Annotated in this window: 21 protein-coding genes; 9 read left to right on the top strand and 12 right to left on the bottom strand. The window is 71.6% G+C overall.

The window, feature by feature from the left end; translation table 11 throughout:
* Window positions 1–22: 22 nt before the first annotated feature.
* Window positions 23–2131 (top strand): DUF2075 domain-containing protein, encoded by a 2109-nt coding sequence (locus tag ACH4D5_RS10930; RefSeq protein WP_398301428.1) that lies wholly within the window; start codon window positions 23–25, stop codon window positions 2129–2131.
* A 74-nt stretch (window positions 2132–2205) separates the two neighbouring features.
* Here the strand turns inward: ACH4D5_RS10930 and ACH4D5_RS10935 are convergent, their stop codons facing one another.
* The 4 genes from ACH4D5_RS10935 to ACH4D5_RS10950 all read right to left on the bottom strand — a co-directional run bounded on the left by ACH4D5_RS10935 (window position 2206) and on the right by ACH4D5_RS10950 (window position 6139).
* On the bottom strand, window positions 2206–2349 hold the full coding sequence (locus ACH4D5_RS10935; RefSeq protein WP_398300767.1) for a DUF6408 family protein: 144 nt from the start codon (window positions 2347–2349) through the stop codon (window positions 2206–2208).
* Between the two features lie 184 nt (window positions 2350–2533).
* Window positions 2534–3670 carry a hypothetical protein gene (locus ACH4D5_RS10940; protein ID WP_398300769.1) on the bottom strand — a complete coding sequence of 379 codons (1137 nt, stop codon included), beginning with the start codon at window positions 3668–3670 and terminating at the stop codon, window positions 2534–2536.
* Window positions 3671–3692: 22 nt separating this feature from the next.
* Window positions 3693–4754: a hypothetical protein gene (locus ACH4D5_RS10945; RefSeq protein WP_398300771.1), complete on the bottom strand. Its 1062-nt coding sequence runs from the start codon at window positions 4752–4754 to the stop codon at window positions 3693–3695.
* 170 nt (window positions 4755–4924) lie between these two features.
* On the bottom strand, window positions 4925–6139 hold the full coding sequence (locus tag ACH4D5_RS10950; RefSeq protein WP_398300773.1) for a threonine synthase: 1215 nt from the start codon (window positions 6137–6139) through the stop codon (window positions 4925–4927).
* A 268-nt stretch (window positions 6140–6407) separates the two neighbouring features.
* On the opposite strand from ACH4D5_RS10950, the gene ACH4D5_RS10955 reads away from it, so the two are divergent.
* On the top strand, window positions 6408–7982 hold the full coding sequence (locus ACH4D5_RS10955; protein ID WP_398300775.1) for a S8 family peptidase: 1575 nt from the start codon (window positions 6408–6410) through the stop codon (window positions 7980–7982).
* A gap of 36 nt (window positions 7983–8018) precedes the next feature.
* On the opposite strand, the gene ACH4D5_RS10960 is transcribed toward ACH4D5_RS10955, so the two are convergent.
* Window positions 8019–9230 carry a serpin family protein gene (locus ACH4D5_RS10960; protein ID WP_398300777.1) on the bottom strand — a complete coding sequence of 404 codons (1212 nt, stop codon included), beginning with the start codon at window positions 9228–9230 and terminating at the stop codon, window positions 8019–8021.
* A gap of 80 nt (window positions 9231–9310) precedes the next feature.
* Between ACH4D5_RS10960 and ACH4D5_RS10965 the strand changes: the two genes are divergently transcribed.
* The 7 genes from ACH4D5_RS10965 to ACH4D5_RS10995 all read left to right on the top strand — a co-directional run bounded on the left by ACH4D5_RS10965 (window position 9311) and on the right by ACH4D5_RS10995 (window position 17020).
* Entirely contained in the window at window positions 9311–10552 is a 1242-nt protein-coding gene (locus ACH4D5_RS10965) for a DUF4190 domain-containing protein (protein ID WP_398300779.1), read from the top strand.
* A 112-nt stretch (window positions 10553–10664) separates the two neighbouring features.
* On the top strand, window positions 10665–11879 hold the full coding sequence (locus ACH4D5_RS10970; protein WP_398301429.1) for an alpha/beta hydrolase fold domain-containing protein: 1215 nt from the start codon (window positions 10665–10667) through the stop codon (window positions 11877–11879).
* A 112-nt stretch (window positions 11880–11991) separates the two neighbouring features.
* A complete protein-coding gene (locus ACH4D5_RS10975; protein WP_398300781.1) occupies window positions 11992–12747 on the top strand; it encodes a GntR family transcriptional regulator in 756 nt (251 codons plus the stop codon).
* A 245-nt stretch (window positions 12748–12992) separates the two neighbouring features.
* Window positions 12993–13178 (top strand): SPOR domain-containing protein, encoded by a 186-nt coding sequence (locus ACH4D5_RS10980; RefSeq protein WP_398300783.1) that lies wholly within the window; start codon window positions 12993–12995, stop codon window positions 13176–13178.
* A gap of 68 nt (window positions 13179–13246) precedes the next feature.
* Window positions 13247–13645 (top strand): (deoxy)nucleoside triphosphate pyrophosphohydrolase, encoded by a 399-nt coding sequence (locus ACH4D5_RS10985; protein WP_398300785.1) that lies wholly within the window; start codon window positions 13247–13249, stop codon window positions 13643–13645.
* A 151-nt stretch (window positions 13646–13796) separates the two neighbouring features.
* Window positions 13797–14213 (top strand): ATP-binding protein, encoded by a 417-nt coding sequence (locus ACH4D5_RS10990; RefSeq protein ID WP_398300787.1) that lies wholly within the window; start codon window positions 13797–13799, stop codon window positions 14211–14213.
* 173 nt (window positions 14214–14386) lie between these two features.
* Window positions 14387–17020 carry a SpoIIE family protein phosphatase gene (locus ACH4D5_RS10995; protein ID WP_398300789.1) on the top strand — a complete coding sequence of 878 codons (2634 nt, stop codon included), beginning with the start codon at window positions 14387–14389 and terminating at the stop codon, window positions 17018–17020.
* Window positions 17021–17041: 21 nt separating this feature from the next.
* Here the strand turns inward: ACH4D5_RS10995 and ACH4D5_RS11000 are convergent, their stop codons facing one another.
* From ACH4D5_RS11000 to ACH4D5_RS11030, 7 genes are all read right to left on the bottom strand, one after another.
* Window positions 17042–17755, bottom strand: a complete 714-nt coding sequence (locus ACH4D5_RS11000; RefSeq protein ID WP_398300791.1) for a PspA/IM30 family protein — start codon at window positions 17753–17755, stop codon at window positions 17042–17044.
* 56 nt (window positions 17756–17811) lie between these two features.
* Window positions 17812–19908 carry a TPM domain-containing protein gene (locus tag ACH4D5_RS11005; RefSeq protein ID WP_398301430.1) on the bottom strand — a complete coding sequence of 699 codons (2097 nt, stop codon included), beginning with the start codon at window positions 19906–19908 and terminating at the stop codon, window positions 17812–17814.
* A gap of 170 nt (window positions 19909–20078) precedes the next feature.
* Window positions 20079–20732, bottom strand: a complete 654-nt coding sequence (locus ACH4D5_RS11010) for a phosphotransferase (RefSeq protein WP_398300792.1) — start codon at window positions 20730–20732, stop codon at window positions 20079–20081.
* The gene (locus ACH4D5_RS11015) at window positions 20720–21646 is read right to left on the bottom strand and encodes a hypothetical protein (RefSeq protein WP_398300794.1); all 927 of its coding nucleotides are present in this window, start codon (window positions 21644–21646) and stop codon (window positions 20720–20722) included. Before ACH4D5_RS11015 ends, ACH4D5_RS11010 begins: the two co-directional genes overlap by 13 nt.
* A gap of 69 nt (window positions 21647–21715) precedes the next feature.
* Window positions 21716–22489, bottom strand: a complete 774-nt coding sequence (locus ACH4D5_RS11020; protein ID WP_398300796.1) for a succinate dehydrogenase/fumarate reductase iron-sulfur subunit — start codon at window positions 22487–22489, stop codon at window positions 21716–21718.
* On the bottom strand, window positions 22486–24435 hold the full coding sequence (locus tag ACH4D5_RS11025) for a fumarate reductase/succinate dehydrogenase flavoprotein subunit (RefSeq protein WP_398300798.1): 1950 nt from the start codon (window positions 24433–24435) through the stop codon (window positions 22486–22488). The genes ACH4D5_RS11020 and ACH4D5_RS11025 overlap by 4 nt, the downstream gene beginning before the upstream one ends.
* A 16-nt stretch (window positions 24436–24451) precedes the next feature.
* Window positions 24452–25288: a hypothetical protein gene (locus ACH4D5_RS11030; RefSeq protein WP_398300800.1), complete on the bottom strand. Its 837-nt coding sequence runs from the start codon at window positions 25286–25288 to the stop codon at window positions 24452–24454.
* Window positions 25289–25356: the final 68 nt, after the last annotated feature.

The raw sequence follows: 25356 nt of genomic DNA on the forward strand, positions 1-25356 counted from the left end.
CTGGGGGAACCACCTCGTGTCCATGCTCCTGCTGAGGTTGTCCGCGCAGGACCTGCTTACCTTGAACTCGAGGCGGCGGATGGTGCCGCATCTCGCCGCCAGGTACCAGCACTTCCGAGGGCGCGACGTGTCCGACACGGAACGGAAGGCGTGGGCCGAGAGCCTGGTCGAGTTGGCGGAAGACCTCGTCGAGGCGGAGCGGGGCAACGTCGAGATGGTCGTCGAGTGCGCGGCGACGCTCGACGAACCGAAGAAGGGGGAGTCGCCCCTCATCGACGTCGTACTCGTGGGCCGGCATCCGGAGACGCGTCTGCCGTCGTACCAACTCGTCGAGCTGAAGAGATGGTCAATGGTGACGCAGGTGGAAGCCGCCACCGCGCAGCTCGTGAACGTGCCGGGATACAAAAGCCCCAAGAAGCACCCTGCGTTGCAACTCAGGAACACATACCAGCTGTTCACCGGAGACCGGGGGCCACTGCGTGGCATCACGGTCGAATGCGGCGGATTCGCGTATCTGCACAACGCCACCGATGACTCGGTTCGACCTTTGCTCGATACGCTGGCGCCGACTGGAGCGTATGAGCGTGTGTACACCCGCGACAGCCGCGACCGCCTCCTCGCGGACCTGCGGCGGCATTTCGCGGAGGACGGCGCGGATTCCGAAGCCGAGCAGCTCCTGCGGTACATGAACCTGCGCAACACACCGCTTCTCGACGCAATGATCAGGTCGCGTGGAGAGGACACGGTGTTCACTTTGCGCGGACAGCAGAAGAAAGTGGCGGCGAGTGTCCTGGAACGAGCCGCTCTGGTGCTCGGCAATCCCGATCAGCCCGCTCCGCTGCCGGGTGACGGACGAGCCGTGTTCATTGTGACGGGGGGTGCGGGTACGGGAAAGAGCGCCGTGGGCCTACAGCTCAGGGCTGATTTCGAGGCAGCCGGGCGAACGGTGAAGTACGCCAGCGGCAGCCGTGCCTTCAACGGGGCGCTCCAGGAGCAGGTGGGCTACACGGACAAGGAGTTCAAGAAGAGGTTCGCCTACTTCAGCGACTTCGTGACACCCCCGGACCCCCCTCTGGACGTCCTCATCTGCGACGAGGCGCATCGCTTGAGAGAGCGAACCACCGACAGGTTCCGCCGAGAGGAGAAGTCGGGTAAGCAGCCCCAAGTGGACGATCTGCTCGACGCCTCCCGCCTCACGGTGTTCTTTCTCGATGAGAGCCAGTCCGTGCGACCCAAGGAAGTCGGAACGGTGAGCCTGATCGAGGAAGCCGCAAGAGCGCGGGGGATCACTCCACTCCACTATGGGCTCAGGGAGGAATGGCGTTGCGGGGGCAGCGACGCCTACATCCGCTGGGTGCGGGCTGTCCTCGACATCGAGGCAGGAACCACCGAGTGGACCCCCGACGGCCTGATGCACGTCGAGGTGGCCGAGAGCCCGGAGGAACTCGAGTACATCATCAGGACGGAGGCGCAGGCGGGAGCGACGGCTCGCATGGTGGCCGGCTTCTGCTGGCCGTGGACCGAGCCGGTGGGAAAGGGGAAGGCCGCGCGCCTGGAGGCAGACGTGCGGATCGGTGACTGGCATCGGCCGTGGAATGCCAAAGGAGACGCCTTCCGCGAGAACGGAGCGGTGCCCCCGTCCACGAAATGGGCGGTGCACCCGTACGGCATCAACCAGATCGGCTGCGTGTACACGGCTCAGGGCCTTGAGTGGGACTGGTGCGGGGTGATCCTCGGCGAGGACATGGTGAGACGCGACGACCGGTGGGTCTACCGCAAGGGGCAGTGGCGTGAGGACCCGAAAAGCAAGGTCAAGCGTGTCAAAGTGCCTGGTTCGTTCGATATGAAGCTCCGCGAGGGGACGGGAAGCGAGGCAGAAAAGGAGGAGGAGTTCGCGCGATGTGTTCGGCACGCGTACCACGTGCTCATGACCAGGGCGAGCCGGGCGACGGTGCTGTATTCCACGGACGAGGAGACACAGGCGTACCTCAAGAGCTGCGTGGGTGACGTGCAGATACACGGTCTGCGGCCCACGTGGGAAAATCTCCCTGCCGAGGCGCGGATAGCGCATCTCCCCAGCCCGAAGAGGAAGGGAAACGACACCCCTCCAGGGCAGGAACTGCTCTTCTGAAGGATTTTCGTCGTGTGGCGGAAGCCGGTCGGGCTGAAGAGTGGCGGGCTCGCCGGGCCCGCCACATGCCTGCCTCAGATGAGGTGGCGCGCTGCCACCGCCAGTGCCTCCCACACGAGGTTGGAGAGCATGCTCACGGCGACGCCGGCCAGGATCTCGCGGATCCAGGGACGACGCGCAGGCTTGTACTCGACCGGTTCCATAAAGGCCCACTCCATGGTGTGAGTTCGGAATGGTAGGACCGCCCTACCGGGCATCCGCCCCATTCGTCACTCACAGCCAGAGGACTGGACCGTGGACTCCGCCTTGTACCCTCCGGGAAGGTGCGCAGCAGTAAAAGCCTATCTCAGAGGCGCGTCCCCGATCGAGACAACGACCTGTAAGCCGACTGGAGTTGCTGTGTCAGTCGAAGCGCAGGATGCGAGGCGCGAACGTGCCGTCGGGTCCGTTGGCCCTGCCGACCGACCACACCGTTTCCGTGCCCGGTACCGGGGTCAGGTGCAGGCGTTGGGATTCGCCTTCTCCGGGGACCGGTGGTTCCTCGTGGCCGGTGAATGACTGGCCGTCCCAGGCGAGGAAGTCCGGGCCCGAGACGAAGGGCGGCCAGCTTCCCGGGGGGCCGTACTTCTGGGAGCGGGCCACCGAGACCCAGGCCAGTTCGCCGGACGGGGCCGGCACCAGTGAGGTGACCGAGCCGAAGTCCGTGGGGACGGTCACCCGGTTCCACGCCTGGCCGTCGAAGCGGACCAGCAGCGGTGGGATCGGCTTGCCGACCGGGCCGCCGACGAAGCCGGCCGTGCCGCCCGCCCACACCTCCGTGTCGGAGGCCGCGTACACGCTGCCCACGGCCGACCGCGGGAAGCCGAACACCGTCGTCTGCTCCCACGCCTGGCCGTCCCAGTGCGACACGGCCGCGCCCGCGTGGGTGTCGCCCGCGGCCCAGACGTCGTCCGCCGCCTTGACATGCAGGCCGTACACGGAGCCCGGCGGCACCGGCATCTCCTGCCAGCCGGAACCGTCCCTGCGCAGCAGCACCTGCGCGCCGGGCCGCGAACCGATCAGCCAGGTATCGCCGCCGCCCGCCACGACCTTGGTCAGCGTGACGTCGCGCGGTGCCCGGCTCTCGCGCCAGGTCTTGCCGTCGAAGCGGAGCAGGCGCGCGGCGCCCGCCGTGTCGCGGCCCACCGCCCAGGTCTCGGTCGGTGAGGCGGACGAGACGGACAGCAGTTCTCCTTGCCAGCCGCCGCCCGGCACTTTCTGGTGCTGCCACGCCGTTCCGTCCCAGCGCAGCAGCAGCGGGAAGCCCGGCGCCTCGCGGCCGACGGCGTCGGTGCCCACCGCCCACGCCCGGTCGGGGCCGAACGCCACCGCCTCGTTCAGCCCGGCCTGCGGGCGCACCTCGGCGGGGACCGGGACGTGCCGCCAGGACCCGGGTTCCGCCGCGGCCGAGGCCATGACGGTCACGATCGTCATGGCGACGGCGAGGGCCGCGATGAGCAGTCTGCGTGCCATGGTCGGCCTTCCCAGCCGCTCGCTCATCAGATGCCTCCCAGCCGCTCGGTCATGAGATGGCCCGCAGTCGCTCGCTCATCAGGTTCGGTTTCGAGCCGTAGATCTCGACGGTCCCGAAGGACAGCAGCGAGGAACCGGCCCGCGTCAGCGCCGTCGGCTTGACGTTGATCGCGTTCGTGCGTTCCGGGCCGTACGAGAAGGTGGTGCGGGAGCCGTTCAGCCGTGCGTACTTCGACTGGAACGCGCGGTCGCTGCGCACCGGCAGCCACAGCGCGCCGTCCGGGCCGCGCACCAGCGCCTCGGTGTGGGTGTCGCCCAGCGGTGGGTTGCTGGTGCGCCAGGTGCGGCCGTTCCAGGTCAGGATGTACGTGCTCTGGGTGCCGTCGGTGTATTGGGTGCCGCTGATCGTGGTCCGGTCGGAGCGTTCGAGCAGGATCGTGTGCACGTTGCTGTTGGCCGGGAGCGGTACCTCCGCGTCCCGCCACGCCGTGCCGTCCCAGCGCAGGATGGCCGTCCCGGTGCTGGTGTCCGCCCACGCCCAGGCGTCGGAGGCGGTCCGCGCGGCGATCCCCGCCACGAAGTGCACGCCGTCCGGGACGGATTGGGTCGTCCAGCGGGAGCCGTCGTAGTGCAGCACCTTCAGCCCCGTGTTGTCCTCGCCGACCACCCACGCGGCGCCCGGCACCGCGGCGAAGTCCTGGTAGTTCCACATGGTCTGCGGCAGCGGGACCACGCTCCAGCCGTCCGCCGAGCGGCGCAGGATCTGGCCCGCGCCCTCGCGGTTGTTCTGGAAGATCCACACCTCTTCGCCGACGAACTGCACCTCGCCGAGCCAGCCCGGGTCCCCGGCGCCCGGGAAGGTCGTGTCCCGGCTCCACGCCGTGCCGTTCCAGCGGTACAGCATGGGCCGCAGTCCGTCGGTGGCGTGCTCGTATCCGCTCGCCCAGGCGTCGCCCGGCCCGCGGGCCGCGAGATCCTTCACGGTCACCGTCGGGGCCGTCACCGGCGGCACCGGCAGCGCGGACCAGCCCGGTGTCACCGCCGCGGCCGGTGACACGAACGCGACGCACACGATCACAAGGCCGACAACCACCGCACGGAGACCGTTCACGGGACCCCCCAGGACCGAAGGCCGCACACGCTATTGGCATGCTCACACCCGTGCACAGGCGGCATCCGGCCGATCGAGGCCGGAACAATGTCGCTCTGCCGTCACTGGCTTCACTCCAGTCACCTGTGACCTCCAGTCGTCCATGACCTCCAGTCACCCGTGGCCTCCAGTCACCCCTGACCTCCAGCCATCCCCGACTTCACCCCCGCCCCGCACAGCGGCACCACCGTCGTCCGCTCCCCGAGCGCCCCGTCCCGTACGGCCGCCCAGCAGGCCACGCCCGTCGACTCGACGTAGAGCCCCCGCGCGGCCAGGTCCCGCTGGGCCGCGACGAGACGGTCCTCCGTCACCGTCAGGAAGGCGCCGCCCGACTCGCGTACCGCGCGCAGGATCTGGCGGGCGCGGAGCGGGCGGGGGATCGCGATGCCCTCCGCGTGGGTCGACGCCACCGGGGTCTCGCCGACCAGGTCGTCCGAGCCGGCCAGGTCGTCCGAGCCGGCCAAGTCGTCCGAGCCGACCAGCTCACCCGCACCGACCAGGTCCTCCGCCCCCGCCCGCCACGCCGCCGCCAGCGGCGCGACCGCCGCGGACTGCACCGCGTACAGCGCGGGGCGCCCTGCGAGGAGCCCGGCCGCGTACAGCTCCTGGATCGCGAGGGCCGCGCCGAGCAGCAGCGTGCCGTTGCCGACGGGGAGGACGAGGGCGTCGGGGAGGCGGCCGCCGAGGTCCTCCCAGAGTTCGTGGACGTAGGTCTTGGTGCCGTGGAGGAAGTAGGGATTATGGACGTGCGAGGCGTAGAACGTGCCCGGCTCATCGGCCGCGGCACGCGCGGCGCGGGCCGTCGACTCGCGGCCGCCCTCGACGGCTTTGAGGCGCGCCCCGTGCGCCCGGACCTGCTCCAGCTTCTTCGGCGACGTCCCCGCGGGGACGTACACGGTGCAGTCGAGCCCGGCACGCGCGCAGTACGCGGCGACGGCCGTGCCCGCGTTGCCGCTGCTGTCGGCGATCACCCGGTCGGGGCGGAGACGCTGCGCGAGGGCGGCGAGCAGGACCGCCCCGCGATCCTTGAAGGACAGCGTCGGCATCAGGAAGTCCAGCTTGGCCGAAACCGGCCCCGCGAGCGGCACGAGGGGCGTGCGGCCCTCGCCGAGGGAGATCGCGGGGGCGGGGAGCGGCAGGCATTCCGCGTAACGCCAGAGGGAGTTGACCCGCCCGGCGAGGGCGTCGAGGGGCGCGGGCACGGGGGAGAAGTCCAGGTCGAGGGGGCCGCGGCAGGTGGGGCACGACCAGGCGAGCGTGCCCGCGGGGACGCGCGTTCCGTCGGCCGGGCAGGTGAAGTCGGGCAGGGCGGTCGTGGCGGTCGAGGCGTCCGGCGCGTCTGTCATGCGGGCAGGCTAGCCGGGGCGGTTGTTGAAGCTGGGACGAGAGGGGTGCGGGGCTATTGCTGAGGGAGCGTCACCGCAGCGCCCGACCACCGTGTTACGTCCGGTCCTGACTCTTGTGGGATTCCTATGGATCCGCCAATCTTTCGTCCCGACGGAGGCAAGAGCAGGCGTGTCGAATTGACATGCCCCTGCCGCATGTCCCCGCGAGTGTGGGCACCACGGCACCAATCCCCCACCAACGCACCACCTATTGAGGAGGACCCCTCAGATGGCAGTGATGCGTCATAACCGCCGAAGACTGGCCGGGATCAGCGCGACAGCGGTCGCGGCCCTCGCCCTCGGCGTCGTCTCCGCCCTCCCGGCGAACGCCCAGCCGGACCGGGCGGAAGGCACGATCGAGAACGCCGGCGCACCCGGCGTGATCAAGAACAGCTACATCGTGAGCCTCGACAAGGACGCTCCGAAGGCCCGCTCCGCCGCGGGCAAGGCCCTCGCCAAGCAGTACGGCGCGAAGATCGAGCGGACCTACGACAAGGCCCTCAACGGCTACGCGGTCGAGCTCTCGGAGGCCGAGGCGAAGAAGTTCGCGGCCGACCCGGCGGTCGACACGGTCGTCCAGAACCGCACGTTCACTGCCTCCGCGACCCAGACGAACCCGCCGTCCTGGGGCCTGGACCGCATCGACCAGAAGACCCTGCCGCTGGACCAGAAGTACACCTACCCGGACTCCGCGGGCGAGGGTGTCACCGCGTACGTCATCGACACCGGCGTCCGCATCAGCCACACCGACTTCGGCGGCCGCGCCTCCTACGGCTACGACGCCATCGACAACGACAACACCGCGCAGGACGGACACGGCCACGGCACGCACGTCGCCGGAACCGTCGCCGGCACCCTGCACGGCGTCGCCAAGAAGGCCAAGATCGTCGGCGTCCGCGTCCTGAACAACCAGGGCTCGGGCACCACGGCGCAGGTCGTCGCGGGCATCGACTGGGTCACCAAGAACGCGGTCAAGCCCGCCGTCGCCAACATGTCGCTCGGCGGTGGCGCCGACAGCGCGCTCGACACGGCGGTGCGCAACTCCATCGCGTCCGGCATCACCTACGCCGTGGCGGCGGGCAACGAGTCGACGGACGCGTCGACCAAGTCGCCCGCGCGCGTGGCGGAGGCCATCACCGTCGGTGCCACGACCAGCACCGACGCGAGGGCGAGCTACTCGAACTACGGCAGCATCCTCGACATCTTCGCCCCGGGCTCCTCGATCACCTCGACGTGGAACTCCAGCGACAGCGCCACCAACACCATCTCCGGTACGTCGATGGCCTCCCCGCACGTCGCGGGCGCGGCCGCGATCTACCTCGGCCAGAACCCGTCGTCGACCCCGGCGCAGGTCTCCTCGGCCCTCGTCAGCGCGTCCTCGACGGGCGTCGTCACCAGCCCGGGCACGGGCTCGCCCAACCGGCTCCTGAACGTCACCGGGGGTTCGACCAACCCGCCGGGCAAGAAGTTCACGAACGACACGGACTACCCGATCCGGGACAACGCCACGGCCGAGTCCCCGGTGACCGTGACCGAGGTCCCGGGCAACGCGCCCGCCGCCCTGAGCGTGCCGGTGACCATCCAGCACACGTACATCGGTGACCTCCAGGTCCAGCTGATCGCCCCCGACGGAACCGCCTACACCCTCAAGGGCTACGGCACCGGCGGCAGCACGGACAACATCAACACCACGTACACCGTGAACGCCTCCTCGGAGACGGCCAACGGCACGTGGAAGCTGCGGGTCAGCGACAACGCGGCCCAGGACACCGGGAAGATCGACTCCTGGAGCCTGCAGTTCTGACACCGGGAGAAGCAGCAGAGCTTGTGAGTACGTGAGTCAGTGGTCCTCGTCCTCGCGGTACGGCTCCGGGTCCGTGACCCAGCCCGCCGCGAGGACGAGGCGCGAGGTGCGGTGGACGGCGAGGAAGCCGAAGGGGCGGTCGAAGGTGGCGTCCACGTCGGTGGTGACGTAGCGCTCCTCGGGCATGCCCGCGCCGATCGCCATGAACACCGTGACGGCCGCGGCCCGGAAGCCCCGCGCGCCAAACGTCGCCGTCGCCGTCTGCGAGCCGCTCTGGAGCGCCAGGGGCTCCGCCGCGATCCCGGGGAATTGGCCGTGCGTCGCGTCCCTCGCCGAGGTCAGGCCGAACAGCTCGTGCCGCTGCATCAGGTCGTGCTCAGCGGTCAGCGTGAACGGCACGGTGGTGACGTGCAGCGCCGGCGGCCGCGGGGACTCGGAGCGCACCCTGGTCACCTCCAGGCCCGGCCCCACGTCTCCGTACGGCAGTTGATTCCCCGGCACCACCGCGACCCTCCGCGCGAGGACGTCCACGCCCGCGCCGAGCACCTGCCCCGGGCCCATGTGGTCCTCGCCGAGGAGCAGATGGACGTCGATCCCGGTGTTGCCGAGCACCTTCAGCTCGGTCACGGCGCCCGCGGGGGTGTGGGCCACGCCGACGCGGTCCAGGAGTGACGTCGACCGGCGCAGGGCGGCCAGGTGGCGGTCCCGCCACGGTCCCGTTTCCGGAATCGTCTCGCAGTCCCTGAAGGGCCGTAGCCACTCGGTCCGCAGGGCCAGCGCGCTCGCCAGGGCGAAGTCGGTGTCCTTGTCCGGACGGACCGGCATCCGCCGGATCTGGCCGCCCGTCCGCTCCGCCGCCCACGCGTCGAGCGCCGCCCCGTCCTTCTCCGGGTCACCGGTCAGCACGCCCAGCGCGTCCACCGGCACGCCGTCTCGCCACGCTCGCCGCAGGGTCAGGGTGCGCTTGGTCCACAGGCCGAGGGCCGCGTCCAGGCCCCGTACGCGGTCCATCGCGGCCAGCAACTCCCGTGCGCCCGCCGCCGCTTCGTCGGCCGGCAGCCCCACCGCGTCCGCGAGCTCCGTGCGGGCCGCGCCGTCGGCGCCGTCCGCGAGGAACGCGAGGAGGGGCCAGACACCGGGCGCCGAGAAGACGGTGCCGCGGTCGGCGGCCGCCGTCGCCGCCCACCGCGAGGTCAGGTCGTTGACAACCCGTATCACTGCCCGAGTTGTCGAGGTTTGCCGTCGCATTACCTTTTCTCCCCTGCCCCCGATTACGATGCGCCAAGCTCTCCGCACCGCCCGCCCATGAATTCAGGAGCACGCTACCCGTGGACATACCGCCGCCGCCCGGCCCGTACGCGCCCCCGCCGGGGCAACAGCCGTGGCAGCAGGGGCAGCAAGTACCCCCGTGGCAGCAGGGGCAACAGGGGCCCCCGTGGCCGCCGCCCGGGCACGCCCCGTACCAGCAGTGGCCCGGGCCGTACTCCCCGTACGCCAAGCCGCAGGTGAACGGCTTCGCGATCGCCTCCCTGGTCTGCGGCCTCCTCTGCTGCGTGCCCGCCGTCGGCCTGGTCCTCGGCCTCGTCGCGCTCGCGCAGATCAAGAAGAAGGGCGAGCGCGGCAAGGGCATGGCGATCGCGGGCAGCATCCTCTCCGCGATCGGCATCCTGCTGCTGGTCCTCGCCGTCGCCACGGGCGGCGCCCGGGAATTTGTCGAGGGCTTCAAGGAGGCGGCGCGCGACTCCCGGCAGGGCGCCGGCGCCTTCCCGGTCGACAAGGGCGGCTGCTTCGACGCGCCCGACGGGAAGCTCGACTCGATGCGGTACGCCTTCCAGGTCGACGAGGTCCCGTGCGCCGGGCGCCACGACGGTGAGGTCTTCGCGTCGTTCCGCGTGAGCGACACGAGCTACCCGGGGGACGACGCGCTCGTCGACCGCGCCACGGCCGAGTGCACCGACCTCCAGTGGTCCTACGTCCAGGACAGCTGGACCGACTTCGGCGACGCCGAGCTCTACTACTTCGTGCCCGACCGCACCACTTGGCGCCAGGGTGACCGCCACATCACCTGTCTCTTCGGAGCCGCCGATCCGAAGCATCCGCTGAAGGGGTCCCTGCGCCGCGACGCGACGACGCTCGACGCCGACCAGCTCGCGTACGTGAAGGCGGACCGCGCCTTCGACGAGGCGTACCTCTCGGAGCCCGCGGCGGAGCGGGTCGAGGACGACCTCGAAGGGCACAAGAAGTGGGCCTCCCGCGTCGACAAGGGCCTCGCCGAACGGGCGCGGCGGCTGCGCGCGCACGACTGGCCGAAGGCGGCGCAAGGCCACGTCGACGCGCTCGTCACCGAGACCGGCAAGGCCCGCAAGGAATGGGCGAAGGCCGCCGGGGCCACCGACGCCGACACCTTCAACGACCACTACGTAGCGGGCCTTCAGCAGCTCGGCGAGAAGAACGCCATCGCGGTGCGCAAGTCCCTCGGCCTGGCGACCACTTCGCCCCGCGACGCCACTCCGGAGGACGGCGCGGAGTCCGGGCTCGGCGAGGACCACGGCGAGGGCGAGGCGGTGTGACCCTCTCCGGGGCGGTGTGACCCCTCGCCGCGGTGACCCCGTAGCGGTGCCCCTCTCCGAGGCGGACACCCTGAGGGGATTTTGTCCGCTTCTGTGATAGTTCTTCGGTGTGATGCCCGCCGTGCCGCCGCCCGCCGTGACCCGGGTCCTGCTCCTGGCCGCCGGTCTGCTGAACGCGGCACTCGCCGTCCTCGTCGCCGCCCCCCTGCCCCGCATCCCTCTCCTGGTGCTCGTCGCGGCCGCGATCACCTCCTGGGGTCTCGTGCTGCTGCCGCCCGGCCTGCTGGGGCTCGCCGCCGCCGCGTGCGCCGGCCGGCGGCACCCCTGGTGCGCGGGGCTCGCCGCGCTCGCCTCCTTCGCGGCCCTCGTCTACGGAGTGATGCCGTACGCCGCCGCGTACGGCCTCGCGGAGCGCCAGGGGCAACGGCTCGCCCCCACGCGGTACTTCGACGGCGTCAACTACGCCAAGGTGCCCGACCGGGCGCGAACGCTCACGTACGCGCGCGTGGGGCGCGGCCACGGGGCGCACCGCACGAAGGGGCAGCAGTTGACGCTGGACCTCTGGGCGCCGCCCGGGCGGTCCGGGGAGCGGCGGCCCGCCGTCGTGTGGGTGCACGGCGGCGGCTGGAACAAGGGCCACCGCAGTCAGACCCCCGAGTGGAACCGGTGGTTCAACGCGCGCGGCTGGTACGTCTTCGACATCGACTACCGGCTCGCGCCACGGGGTACCCAGCTCGACCAGATCGGGGACGTGAAGTGCGCGGTCGGCTGGGTGCGGCGGCACGCGCGCGTGTACGGCGTCGACCCCGACCGCCTGCTTCTCGCGGGCAGTTCGGCGGGCGGCAACCTCGCGCTCGCCGCCGCCTACACCGAGGGCGACGGCCGGGTGCCGCCCTCCTGCGCGGTCCGCGACAGTTCGGTGTCGGGAGTGATCTCGCTCTACGGGCCCACCGACATGCGGCAGTTGATCGCCGGCACCGCGCTGCGCCGCGACCCCATGATCCCGGCCCTGATGGGCGGTTCGGTCGCGTCCGCCCCCGCCCGCTACCGCCTCGGCTCGCCCGCCCGTCTCGTCCGGGGCGACGTGCCGCCGACGCTGCTGCTGCACGGGAGCGCGGACCGGGCGGTGCCGGTGGCGCAGGCGCGCGACTTGGCCCGGCGTCTGCGGGAGGCCGGTGCCCCGGCGACGTACGTCGAACTCCCGTGGGCCGACCACTGTTTCGACGTGAACTGGGGCGGCTGGGGGAGTCAGATCGCCCGGGCGGCGACAGAACGTTTCCTCGGGGATGTTGATCACCCGCCATATCTGGGGAAAGGTCCTGCGTAAAGACCTGCGCCAGCAGAAATCATCACTTCGAGTGATTCCTTGGCCTTGGGTTGCATGCAACAACCCACGGTTGCCAGGCTGTTGCTGTCTGTCAACCTGATGGGAGTGGCCAGTGACTTTCGGCGAGCAGCCGGCGTATCTGCGGGTCGCGGGTGATCTCCGCAAGAAGATCGCCGACGGCTCCCTGCCGCCGCGCACGCGTCTTCCCTCACAGGCGAGAATCCGCGAGGAGTACGGCGTATCGGACACGGTCGCCCTGGAGGCGCGCAAGGTCCTGATGGCCGAGGGCCTGGTCGAGGGGCGCTCCGGTTCCGGCACCTATGTGCGCGAGCGCCCCGTCCCCCGCAAGATCGCCCGCACGGGCTACCGCGCGGCGAACGGCGGTTCGACCCCCTTCCGCCAGGAGCAGGCCGCCGACGGCGTGCGCGGCACCTGGGAGTCCCGCAGCGAGCAGACCGAGGCCGGCGCCGCGATCGCCGAGCGGCTCGCCATCCGCGCGGGCGACCGCGTGATGTGCACCCGGTACGTCTTCCGGGACGCCGGTGAGGCCATGATGCTCTCCACCTCCTGGGAGCCCCTCGCCATCACCGGGCGCACCCCCGTCATGCTCCCCGAGGAGGGCCCGCTCGGCGGCTGCGGCGTGGTCGACCGGATGGCCGCCATCGACATCATCGTGGACAACGTCGCGGAGGAGGTCGGCGCCCGCCCCGGCCTGGCCGAGGAGCTCACGGCACTCGGCGGCGTCCCCGGCCACGTGGTCCTCGTCGTCCACCGCACGTATTACGCGTCGGGCCGCCCGGTCGAGACGGCCGACATCGTGGTGCCCGCCGACCGCTACGAGATCGCGTACCGCCTGCCCGTGAAGTGACCCGCCCCGGCCCTACCGGCTTTCCCCGGTGGGGCGATCCGTGCCGTGCCCCAGGGGGCGCATCCCAAGGATGCGCCCCCTGCTGTTTGCCGGGCGTTGGCCGATAGCGGCCCTCGCGCGTACCTCTTTGTGCAAAGCCGTATCCGCTGCGTAAAGGTCGGGCGTAGGCTCGGGCATATGCGGATTGCGGTTTCCTTACTGATCGAGGCGTGGGGCGCGCCGGGGGTGGCGAACGGAGGGGCGCGATGAATGACGGCACGGTCCTGCTGCCCTGGTTCGTGATACGGCAGGACGACAACGGCAACCGCTACCGCGTCGGCAGGTACGCGACGAAGGCCGAGGCCCAGCGCATCGCGGACCGCCTCGACGACCGCGGGCACAAGCAGCTCTACTCGGTCGAGAAGCTGAGTGCGAACGGCAGCGGGCGATAGCCGGTAGCGGTAGCGGCGGAGAACAGCGGACGGCGGGCGGCAGTGGACGCCCCATTAGGCTCCGCGGCATGAACGAACGCATTGTGGTGGGCGCCGCCCTGTACGACGACGGACGCCTGCTCGCCGCGCGGCGCAGCGCGCCCCCCGAACTCGCGGGCGGCTGGGAGCTGCCCGGCGGCAAGGTCGAGCCCGGCGAGCGGTGCGAGGACGCGCTGGTGCGCGAGCTCCGCGAGGAACTGGGCGTCGACGCCGAACCGACCGGCCGGGTGCCGGGGGAGTGGCCGCTCGCCAAGGGGTACGTCCTGCGGGTGTGGACCGCCCGGCTTCTCTCCGGCGAGCCCCGGCCCCTGGAGGACCACGACGAGCTGCGCTGGCTCGCCCCCGACCAGGTCTGGTCCGTGGACTGGCTGACCGCGGACGTGCCCGCCGTCACGGCGACACTCGCCCACGCGCACGCCGCCTCCTGAACCCCGCCATCTGAAGCTCGCCCACGACCCGCCTACGCCGTTCGAGCCGTTCGTGCCACAGTGCGCCCCGGTGCGCGGTAAATGAGCCCCGATATCGGGTATATGCCCACTATTCCCATGAAACCGGACGGGTTCAGCTACTGGTCTGGAAGTGATCGGCGTGATCGACACCGAAGGCGACTGCGCCGAGTGGGCCTTCCCCGCTGATCCCGGCGCCGTCCGCACCGCACGCACCGTCGTCCGCGCACAGCTCGCCGACTGGGGCCTCGGATCCCTCGGCGACGTCACCGTGTTGCTCGTGAGCGAGCTGGTGACCAACTCCCTGCGCCATGCCTCCGGGCCCATCGGCGTACGTCTCGTACGCCCCGTGGACCCCCTCGGCACCCTCCTCGTCGAGGTGTCCGACCCGCTCCCCGACCCGCCCCTGGAGCGCATCGCCGCCCTCGACGACGAGGGCGGCCGCGGCCTCCAGCTGGTCTCCCGCTCGTCGCGGCGCTGGGGGACACGCCCGGGTCGTACGGGCAGAACGGGGAAGACGGTGTGGTTCGAGCTGGCGTTGCCGGGTTAGAAGACTGGCAGTGTGCGACAGACGTCCTGCACAAGGGCGGCACGGGCCAAAAAGCGTCGAGTCCGTGCTGTGATCGTGAACGCCGTGTGGCGCGGCACCGTAGTGCTGGATACTGCGGTCAGCCGTATGCGGTGACCGGTGCCGGACGCGGTGAGCTGGAGGGGACGGTTCGCGTGAGCGAGATACCAGCGAAGGCGACGGAGAGCGACGGTCCGTCGACCGACGAGACGTGGCAGAGCGACCCACCCGGTTCGATCTACGACTACATCAAGGTCGCCTCGTTCTCGATCGGCGCTGACGGGCTTGTCGACCAGTGGAGCGTGCGCGCCGAGCGGCTGTTCGGCGTGGCCGCGCGGGACGCGGTCGGCAAGGACCCCATCGAGGCCTTCGTGCCGCCCGAGCTGCGCGCCGGCGGTCACCGCAAGATGGCGGAGATCCTCGACGGACGGGAGTGGACGGGCGTCGTCCCCTTCCGGGTGCCCGACGGGGACGGCGCCGAAGGACGCGGCACGGCACCTGGCACGGCATCCCGCACAGCGCCCGGCACGGCATCCCGCATGGCGCCCGGCACGGAAGGCATCGCCGAGGTCTACGTCATGCCGACCGAGACCGAGGAGGGCGAGCGGGCCGCGGTCTGCATCGTCGTCGACGTCCGGGTGCTGCGGCAGATCGAGACCGACCTCGCCGCCTCGCAGGCCATTTTCGGCCAATCTCCCTTCGGCTTCCTGCTCTTCGGCACGGACCTGAAGGTGCAGCGCGCCAACCGCCGGTTCGCCGACGTCTTCGGCGGCGGCGTCGAGGACCATCGCGGCCGCACCGTCCACGACTACCTGCCGCGCCACGAGGCCGACCGCATGTCCGCCGCCATGAAGCGGGTCCTGGAAACCGGCGATTCCGTGACGGACATGCAGATAGTGGGACCCGCGCCCGGCAGCAGCGACCGCAGGCACTGGTCCATCAACCTCTACCGCGTGCACAGCGGCTCGGGCCGCCCCATCGGCGTCGCGGGACTCGGCACCGACGTCACCCGGCGGCACGCCGCCGCCCGCGAGGCCGCCCACGCGCGGCGCAATCTGGCTCTCCTGAACGAGGCCGGGGCCCGCATCGGCAACTCCCTCGACCTGGAGACCACCGCGAGGGAACTGCTCGACGTCGCCGTCCCCGGCTTCTGCGACCTCGCCTCCGTCGACCTGTACCAAGGCCTCCTGGACGGCGACGAGACACCCCCGGGACTCGCCGACGGCAGCGCGGAACTGCGCCGGGTGGCCTTCGCGAGCGCCGTCGCCGACGCCCCGTTCCCGACCGGTGCCGGGCCCATGGACGTCGGCGCCGTACACCGGTTCGGATTCGCGTCGCCCTGCGCCGACGCCCTGCGCACCGCCCGCCCCCGGCTGATCACCGGGGAGGACGACGACTCCGCGAGCCGTCTCACCCGCGGCCTCGTCCAGTCGACGCTCGCCGTGCCGATGGTCGCCCACGACACCGTGGTCGGCCTCGCCCAGTTCTCCCGTACGAAGGGCAGCGAACCCTTCGGCGAGCGCGACCGGGCACTCGCCGTGGAACTGGCCGCCCGCGCCGCCGTCTGCATCGACAACGCCCGCCTCTACCGCCGCGAGCACGAGCGCGCGCTGATACTGCAACGATCCCTGCTGCCGCCCGGTGACCCCGAGGCGTCCGGCCTCGACATCGCCTGCCGCTATCTGCCGGGCAACGCCGCGACCGAGGTCGGCGGCGACTGGTTCGACGTCATCGAACTGCCGGGCCACCGCACCGCCCTCGTCGTCGGCGACGTCATGGGCCGCGGCCTGCGCGCCGCCGTCGCCATGGGGGAGCTGCGCACCGCCGTCCGCACCCTGGCGCTCCTCGACCTGGAACCCGCCGAGGTGCTCTCCGCCCTCGACGAGATCGCGCGCGGCCTCGGCAACCCCGCGGGGCCCCAGCAGTCCAGCCGCGCGGCCCGCAAGGCGGCGGACGCGGACCTCAGCGAGGTCTACCTCGCCACCTGTGTCTACGCGGTCTACGACGCCGTCACGCGCCGCTGCACCTTCGCCAACGCGGGCCACCTGCCGCCCGTCCTCGTCGAACCCGGCGAGTCCGCGCTCATGCTCGACGTACCCCCGGGCCTGCCGCTCGGCGTCGGCGGCGAGCCCTTCGAGGACGTCGAGGTCGAACTGCCCGAGGGCGCCCTCCTCGCGCTCTACACCGACGGCCTCGTCGAATCCCGCGACCACTCCCTGGACGAGGGCCTGAACGCGTTCGTACGCGCACTCAACGACGCCCCGCCCGCCCTGGAGGACGTCTGCGACCACGTCCTGAACACCCTCGACACCCACCACGGAGAGGACGACATCGCCCTCCTCATGGCGCGCGTCCAGGGGCTGCCCGCCGAGCACGTCGGCGACTGGACGCTGCCGCGCGACCTCAAATCCGTCGGCCGCGCCCGCGAACTGGCCTGCGACCAGCTGCGCGACTGGGACCTGGAGCGGCTCTGCGACACGGCGGAACTGCTGGTCAGCGAGCTCGTCACCAACGCCCTGCGGTACGGCGACGGCGACATCAGGCTGCGCCTCCTGCTGGACCGCACGCTGGTCTGCGAGGTGTGGGACGCCAGCTTCGTCCAGCCGCGCCGGCGCCGGGCGCGGGACACCGACGAGGGCGGGCGCGGCCTCCAGCTCGTGGGGTTGCTCAGCGCCGCGTGGGGCTCGCGCAGGACACCGCGCGGCAAGACGGTGTGGTTCGAACTGGCCCTGCCCGACGGTGACGCGGAGCCGATGGACGCGGCGGAGGCGCTGCTCAGCCTGTTCTGACGCGACGTCCTCGGGAAGGGCTCACGTGGTCGCTTTGAGAGCGGCGAGGCGGGCGGTGACCTCCGCCTCGTCGCCCAGGCTGTCCAGCTCCTCGAACTGCGAGTCGAGCGAGGACGCGGCCAGCTCCTGCTTGCCGAGCGCCCGCGCCTCCTCGCGCCGCACCTTGTCCTCGAAGCGGCTCAACTCGCTCGTCGGGTCCAGGACGTCGATGTTCCTGGCCGCGTCCAGCATCTGGTTCTGTGCCTGCGCGGTCTTGGCGCGGGCCACCAACTGATCGCGCCGCGACTCCAGGTCGGACAGCTTCGTCTTCATCCGGTCGAGCCCGGACTTCAGCTTCTCCACGACCTCGCTCTGCGAGGCGATCGTCGGCTCGGCGTCCTTCGCCTCCCGCTCGGACCGCAGCTGCCGCCCGAGCGCCACCTTGGCGAGCCGGTCGAACGTGTCGGCCTCCGCGGCGCTCCCGGCCGCCCGCAGCTCGTCCGCCTTCCTGCTCGCCGCGAGGGCCTTGCCGCCCCACTCGACGGCCGCGTCCTGGTCGGCCTTGTGGTCCTGCTCCAGCATCCGCAGATTGCCGATGGTGGTCGCGACCGCCTCCTCGGCCTCCCTGATGTTGTTCGAGTAGTCACGGATCAGCTGGTCGATCATCTTCTGCGGGTCCTCGGCCTCGTCGAGGAGCGCGTTGATGTTCGCCTTGGCGAGCTGGGCGACACGGCCGAGGATGGTCTGCTTCGTCATGGCCTTGAACTCCTGGATCTCGTACGTACGGACGTTGCCGCTGATTGCCGACGGGTTCAGAACCTGCCGCCCCCGCCCCTGCGCCCCCGCGTGCCGCCGCCACCGAAGCTGCCGGGACCACCGCCTCCGTAGCCACCGCCGCCGAAACCGCCCCCTCCGTAGCCACCGCCTCGGCGGCCGCCCCCTCCGAAGAGCTCGCCCAGGATGATCCCGCCGAGCACCGCGCCGCCCACGCCGCCGCCCCGGCCGCCGGTCCCGCCCGAGCCGCCTCCGTAAGAGCCGCCGTAGGGGTTGCCGTAGCCCCGCACGTCGCGCTCGGCGAGCTGCTGCGCCTGCCGGGCAAGACCGTCCGCCCGCTGGGCCGCGGCGAGCGCGGCGGTGGCGTTCTCGTCCTGGCCGGCCTCCGCCTGTGCGAGATGCCGTGCCGCCTCCGCGAGGCGGGTCCTCGCCTCGCTGCCGACGGCGCCGCGGTGCGTGGTGACGAAGTCCGTCGCCGCCCCGACGGCGCTGCGCGCGGTGAGCAGCGCCTGGGAGAGCAGGGTCCGGGAGCGGCGGTCGGTGACCTCGCGCTCACGGGCCCCCGCGAGTGCCTCGTCGAGTGCGGTGTCGGCCTCCTCGACGCGGCGCAGGGCGTCGATCGGGTCGTGGGGCCCCGCGGACATCCGGCCGCGCACGTCCGCGACGACCGACTCCGCGCGGGCCACGCGGCCCCGCAGATCCGCCGTGGAGACCCCTTCCCCGGTGCCGGCCAGGACGCCGTGCGCGTCGGCGAGGTCAGCCTCGGCCTCGGCGAGGGCACCGGGCAGCTTCTCGGCCGCCAGCGCGAGCTCGTCCGCCACCCGGTCGACGGCGGCCACGAACGTGCCGGCCTGGTCCACGGCGCCCTCGGCGGCCCGCAGGTGGACGGCGGCCGCGCCGTTCTCGCCGCCCTCGACGCTCTGCCGGGCCTGCGCGAGCTGGGTGGCGGCGAAGGCCAGACGGTCCTTGGCCTGCTCGACGTGGCCGAGCACGGCGGTGGAGGCGGTCGATGCGTACTTCCGGCGGAGGTCTTCGAGCGTGTCCTTGGCGGCGCCGGTACGATCCTCGACCTGCCGGAAGGCCCTCTCCGCGTGCTCCAAGGCCTGCGGGGCGTTCTTCTCCAAGGCGCGCAGCTCGTCGAAGCCCGCGGTCTCGGCGTCCAGCCTGCGGCCCGCCTCCGTGCAGCGCGCGACGATCTCGTCCAGCATGCGGCGCCTGGTGGGGTCGTCCTCCGGGTGGGCGTCGTCGAGCTCCTGGCGCAGCCGGAACGCCGCGGTCAGCTCGGCCTGCGCGTACGCGAGGGCCGCACCGAAGGGCTTGGCCGCCTCCTCACCGAACTGCGCGGTGGCGAAGCCGAGCTCTTCGGTGCTGGTGCGGATCGCGTCGTCGGTCTCGACGAGAAGGAGCCGGCTCTGCTTGTCGAGCTCGGAGAGCGACGCGAGCTCCTTGCCCTTGTCGCGGGGCCCGCCCCCGCCGGGCGTGGTGCGGGTGGTGGCACGCTTCCTGCGCCGCTTGTACGCGACCGTCGCCGCGATCCCGGCCGCGCAGGCCGCCGCGACGGGCAGCACGAGGTCGCCGGTCGTGGAGCCGGCGCCGCCCGGGTCGGCCGGGCCCGGTGTGACCGAAGGGGTGGGCACGGGCCGCCCCGCGAGCACCGCGCGGTATCCCTCCGCCGCGCCGATGGCCGCCCCGGCCCAGTCGTTCTCGCGCAGGGCGGGCCGGATCGCGGTGGTCGCCACGTCCTGGAGCTGTGCGTCGGTGAGCCGCGAAGCCTCGTCCACGGAGTACGCGAACTGGCGGTCGTGCGTGGCCACGGCGAGCAGTACGTCATCGAGCCCGAGGCCGTTGCGGTCGGCGGTGGCGTCGGCCCAGCTCTGCGGGGAGCGGCCGGAGAAGTCACGTACGTAAACGACGAAGAGCTGCACGCCGCGGTCGTCGTAGAGCCGGTCCAGGGCCTGCTCGGCCGCGTCCTCACGTCCTTCGAGCGCGTTCGTACGGTCGGTGAGCTGGCCCGTGCGGGAGAGCGTGACCGGTTCTTCGGCGAGCGCGGGCGACGGACTCAGCAACGAGAACCAGCCGAGCAGCACGGCCACCGCGGCCGCTGCTGCCCGCACGGCCATCGGCGAGGGCGGCATCACATTTCGGAGCGTATGGGCGCATCACCCCCACCGCGACCCGGAAGCCGCCGCCGCCCCGACCGGCTGACCACCGCCGCCCGCGCCCCGCCCCGACCGGCTGACCGCCGCCGACCGCGCCCCCGCCCCGCCGCCACCCGAGCCCCGGCCCCCCGACCGCCCGCCCGCCCCTAGACCATCCCCCGCACCAGTTCCACCGCCGCGCCCAGCCGATCCACCTCCTCGGGCCCCAACGTAGGGTTGCCCGCACGTCGCCCCCAGGCTTCCGTGAGGTAGTCCTCGGCCCCGGTTTCCGTGAGCAGGGCGGCGAGTGCGGTGCGGCAGTTCGTCGATGCGGGGCCGGGTGCCACGGCCACCTCCGCGAGGATCAGTGCGGACATCGCGCGGTCCAGGCCGGGCGGGCCCTCCTCTGCGGTGGCCCAGTCGATCACCACGGGTCCATCCGGTGTGAGCAGGACGTTTTCCGGGTGCAGGTCGAGGTGGAGCACCCGGTGCTCCGGGGGCGCACCCGGCGACCGGGCCGGCAGCGCGTGCAGCCGTCGCAGCAGTGTCCCGATCATCGCCCCCGCCTCCGCGGGCGACACCGCCCCCGCCATTGCGGCCTCCGCCAGCGTGAGACCGGTCAGGCGGCGCATCACCAGATCCGACGTGCCGCGGGCACCGTCCGCCCGGATCCGCGGCACGGGGTAACCCTGCTCCCACAGATACGCCATGACGTCTGCCTCCTCCGAGGCGTCGGTCCCGTCCCGGTACCGGCGCAGCACCCACCCGTCGTCCAGCGCGAAGACATCGGCGGTCCGCCCCGAGCCGATCAACGCCCCCACACCAGCACCCCTGGCAGCTCCGAGGTCCTGTCGTTGTCGGCCGGGCGCAGACCGGACTCGGCGCGGTTCTTCCACGCCATCGTGACGAGCGGGGTGGCGCCCTCGCCGACGGTCACCTTCGAGCCCGCGTAACGCTGACCCTGGGCTGTCTTCTTACGGAGCCTGTCCGCCGTGGCGGCGGCCGCCTTCCGGGAGGCGGTTCGCACGCACAGGGTCTCCGAGGACGACGTGCCGTCCTTGCCGAGCCGCCCGCCGATCGCGAAGAGCACGACGTCCGCGTCGTCGCGCTTCGCGTAGTACGTCGCTTCGTAGACGTCACCCAGGCAGTCGGCCACCGCCTCGTACGCCTCGTCGTCCCGCAGGGACTCGTCGGGCGCGGAGAGGCCGAGTGCGATGTCGGAGCGCTGGGCGGCGCGGGCGGAGGCCGAGACCTCGTACGTCCCGGCGTCGCCGCGCTTCCTGTAGCGGGTGCCGTCGTCGGTGCGGGTGGCTCGGTAGCCCTGCTTCTTCATCGCCCGGTCGACCGCGTCCGTGTCGAACTTCCCCGTGAGCAGCGAACTGTTGCCGACCGCGACGGACGTCCGCACGTCCTTCACGTCGAACCCCCAGTCCGCGCGGACGCTCCCGCCCGTGTAGCCGTGCTGGACGACTTCGAGGATCCCGAAGCCGTCCAGACCGCGGTAGAGCGACGGGTTCTCGGCGACGAGACGGCGCACGGTCCGCACGTCCCGATACGTCACCCCCTGGTCCGCCGCCGCGGCGGGGACAGCGGCGAGCGCCCGCTCAAGGCCTGTCCCGCCGCCCTCGTCGTCACCGCCACCGGGCAGCGAGCAGCCGACGCCGGCCGCGCTCAGCGCGCCCACGAGCAGCAGGGCGGCGGGGAGGGGGCGGCGGGAGCGACGGGGAGCGCGCATGCGCGGCAGTGTGGCACAGCGGCCGGGCCGGGCGAGAGCCTCGGGCCCGCTCCAGCCCCGTCCCGCCGCCTACTCCCCCTGCCGTCGCCGGATCTTGTTGCCCAGCCACACCAGCGGGTCGTACTTGCGGTCAACGGCGCGTTCCTTCAGGGGGATGAGCGCGTTGTCCGTGATCTTGATGCCCTCGGGGCACACCTCCGTGCAGCACTTGGTGATGTTGCAGTAGCCGAGGCCGTGCTCCTCCTGTGCGGTTCGTTTCCGGTCGAGGCCGGAGTCGGCCGCCGCGTCCAGCGGGTGCATGTCCAGTTCGGCGACGCGCATCAGGAAGCGGGGGCCCGCGAAGGCCTCCTTGTTCTCCTCGTGGTCGCGCACCACGTGGCACGTGTCCTGGCACAGGAAGCACTCGATGCACTTGCGGAACTCCTGCGGGCGGTCCACATCCGTCTGTTGCATGCGGTACTCGCCGGGGCCGAGACCCGGGGGCGGCACGAAGGCCGGGACCTCGCGCGCCTTCGTGTAGTTGAAGCCGACGTCCGTCACCAGGTCGCGCACCACGGGGAAGGCGCGCAGCGGCGTCACCGTGATGACCTCGTCGCGGCCGAAGACCGACATACGCGTCATGCACAGCAGCCGGGGCCTGCCGTTGATCTCCGCGGAGCACGAACCGCACTTGCCCGCCTTGCAGTTCCAGCGCACCGCGAGATCGGGTGCCTGGGTGGCCTGGAGCCGGTGGATGATGTCGAGGACGACCTCGCCCTCGTTGACCTCGACCTTGAAGTCCTCCAGGCCGCCGCCGCCGAGAACCCCGCGCCAGACCTTGAATCGCGCGTCGTACGAACTCACTCGTACAGCTCCTCTTCCGTCAGGTACTTGACCAGCTCCTCCTTCTCGAAGAGGGCGAGCAGGTCCGGGCGGATCGGTTCGGTGGACTCGCGGACGAGGTCGATCTGGCCGCGTACGGGATCGGTGGCCGCCAACCCGTCGCTCGGATCGGCCAGCCGGCAGAGCAGGTTGGCGCGGCGCCACTCGCGGTTCATCGTCGGGTGGTCCTCGCGGGTGTGGCCGCCGCGGCTCTCCGTGCGCTCCAGGGCGGCCCGCGCGACACACTCGCTGACCAGGAGCATGTTCCGCAGGTCGAGGGCGAGGTGCCAGCCCGGGTTGAACTGGCGGTGGCCCTCGACACCGGCCCGCCGCGCCCGCACCCGGAGTTCGGCGAGCTTCTCCAGGGCCTGCTCCATCTCCGCCTCCCGGCGGATGATGCCGACCAGGTCGTTCATGGTCTGCTGGAGCTCCTGATGGAGGGTGTACGGATTCTCCGGCGTCGCCCCGTCCTCCAGGCCCTCGGCGCTGAACGGCCGCAGCGCCTCCGCGGCCGCCGTGTCGATCTGCACCTCGTCCACCTCGGGCCGGACGGCGAGCCCCGCGGCGTACCGGGCCGCGTGCAGCCCGGCGCGCCGCCCGAAGACGAGCAGGTCGGAGAGCGAGTTGCCGCCGAGCCGGTTGGAGCCGTGCATGCCGCCCGCGACCTCACCCGCGGCGTAGAGCCCCGTCACCCGGCGCGCCGCCGCGGTGTCGGAGTCGACCGCGATGCCGCCCATCACGTAGTGACAGGTCGGCCCGACCTCCATGGCCTCCGCGGTGATGTCGACGTCAGCGAGCTCCTTGAACTGGTGGTACATGGACGGCAGCCGGCGCTTGATGACCTCGGCGGGCATGCGCGTCGACACGTCGAGGAAGACCCCGCCGTGCGGCGAGCCGCGGCCCGCCTTGACCTCGGAGTTGATGGCCCGGGCCACCTCGTCGCGGGGCAGCAGTTCGGGAGGACGGCGGTTGTGATCCGGGTCCTCGTACCAGCGGTCGCCCTCCTCCTCCGACTGCGCGTACTTCTCCTTGAAGACGTCGGGGACGTAGTCGAACATGAACCGCTTGCCCTCGGAGTTCCTGAGCACCCCGCCGTCGCCGCGCACGGACTCGGTGACGAGGATGCCCTTGACCGACGGCGGCCAGACCATGCCGGTCGGATGGAACTGCACGAACTCCATGTTGAGCAGCGGCGCCCCGGCGAGCAGCGCGAGCGCGTGCCCGTCACCCGTGTACTCCCACGAGTTCGACGTCACCTTGAAGGACTTGCCGATGCCGCCCGTCGCGAGGACCACGCTCGGCGCCTCGAGGACGAAGAAGCGGCCGGACTCGCGGTCGTAGCAGAAGGCGCCGCTGACCCGGCCGCCCTCACCGAAGCCCGCGCCCTCGTCCTTGAGCACCCGCGTGACCGTGCACTCCTGGAAGACCTTCAACCGGGCCTCGTAGTCCCCGTGTTCGCGGAAGTCCTCCTGCTGGAGGGAGACGATCTTCTGCTGGAGCGTGCGGATCAGTTCGAGGCCGGTGCGGTCGCCCACGTGCGCGAGCCGCGGGTACTCGTGGCCGCCGAAGTTGCGCTGCGAGATGCGGCCGTCCGGCGTGCGGTCGAACAGGGCGCCCCAGGTCTCCAGCTCCCACACGCGGTCCGGCGCCTCGCGCGCGTGCAGCTCGGCCATGCGCCACTGGTTGAGGAACTTGCCGCCGCGCAGGGTGTCGCGGAAGTGGACCTGCCAGTTGTCGCCGGAGTTCACATTGCCCATGGACGCGGCGATGCCGCCCTCGGCCATCACCGTGTGGGCCTTGCCGAACAGCGACTTGCAGATCACGGCCGTGCGGGCGCCCTGCTCGCGCGCCTCGATCGCGGCCCGCAGCCCCGCGCCCCCGGCCCCCACCACGACGACGTCCCACTGCTGCCGTTCCACTTGTGACATCAGAAGGTCCTGTCCGTTAGAAGAAGCGCGGATCGTCGAAGGCACCGCTTGCGACCAGGTAGACGTAGAGGTCGGCGAGCGCCACGCTCGCCAACGACGTCCACGCGAGCAGCATGTGACGGGCGGTCAGCTTGCCCGTCCACTGCCACAGGCGGTACCGCACCGGATGCTTGGAGAAGTGCTTGAGCCTGCCGCCGATGACGTGCCGGCAGGAGTGGCAGGAGAGGGTGTAGATCCAGATCAGTACGACATTGACGAGCAGGACGAGCGTGCCGAGCCCCATGTGGCCCCACTCGTAGTGCTCGTCGCGGAAGGCGAGGACGGTGTCGTACGTGAGGATGCCCGCGACCGGCACGGCGGCGTAGAAGAAGTACCGGTGGATGTTCTGCAGGATCAGCGGGAAGCGCGTCTCGCCCGTGTACTTCTTGTGCGGCTCGGCGACGGCACAGGCGGGCGGTGACGCCCAGAAGCCGCGGTAGTAGGCCTTGCGGTAGTAGTAGCAGGTCAGCCGGAAGCCCAGCGGGAAGATCAGGATGAGCACCGAGGGGGACAGGCCCCACCAGCTGCCGAAGATCTCCCAGTTGGGTCCCGAGCGCATCGGCTCGCAGTTCTCGGCCAGGCACGGCGAGTAGAACGGCGAGACGTAGGGCGCCGCGTAGTAGTCGGCGTTCGCGAAGGCCCGCCAGGTCGAGTAGACGATGAAGGCGAGCAGCCCTGCGACGGATCCCGCGGGCGCCAGCCACCAGCGGTCGGTCCGCAGATGGGCAGCGGTGATCGCGGCGCGCGTACCGTCACGTACGCCGCCGCCGGGGGCCGGTCCGCTCTTCGGTTGGGGTTCCGTGCCGGTGGCCAACGAGGCTCCACTCCTTCGTCCTCGGGTCGGGGAGGCTCTGCGAGTGCGTGCTTGTCCGCGTGTGTGCG

It is taken from the genome of Streptomyces sp. NPDC018029, from assembly GCF_044327655.1.
In the GTDB taxonomy this organism is placed as follows: domain Bacteria; phylum Actinomycetota; class Actinomycetes; order Streptomycetales; family Streptomycetaceae; genus Streptomyces.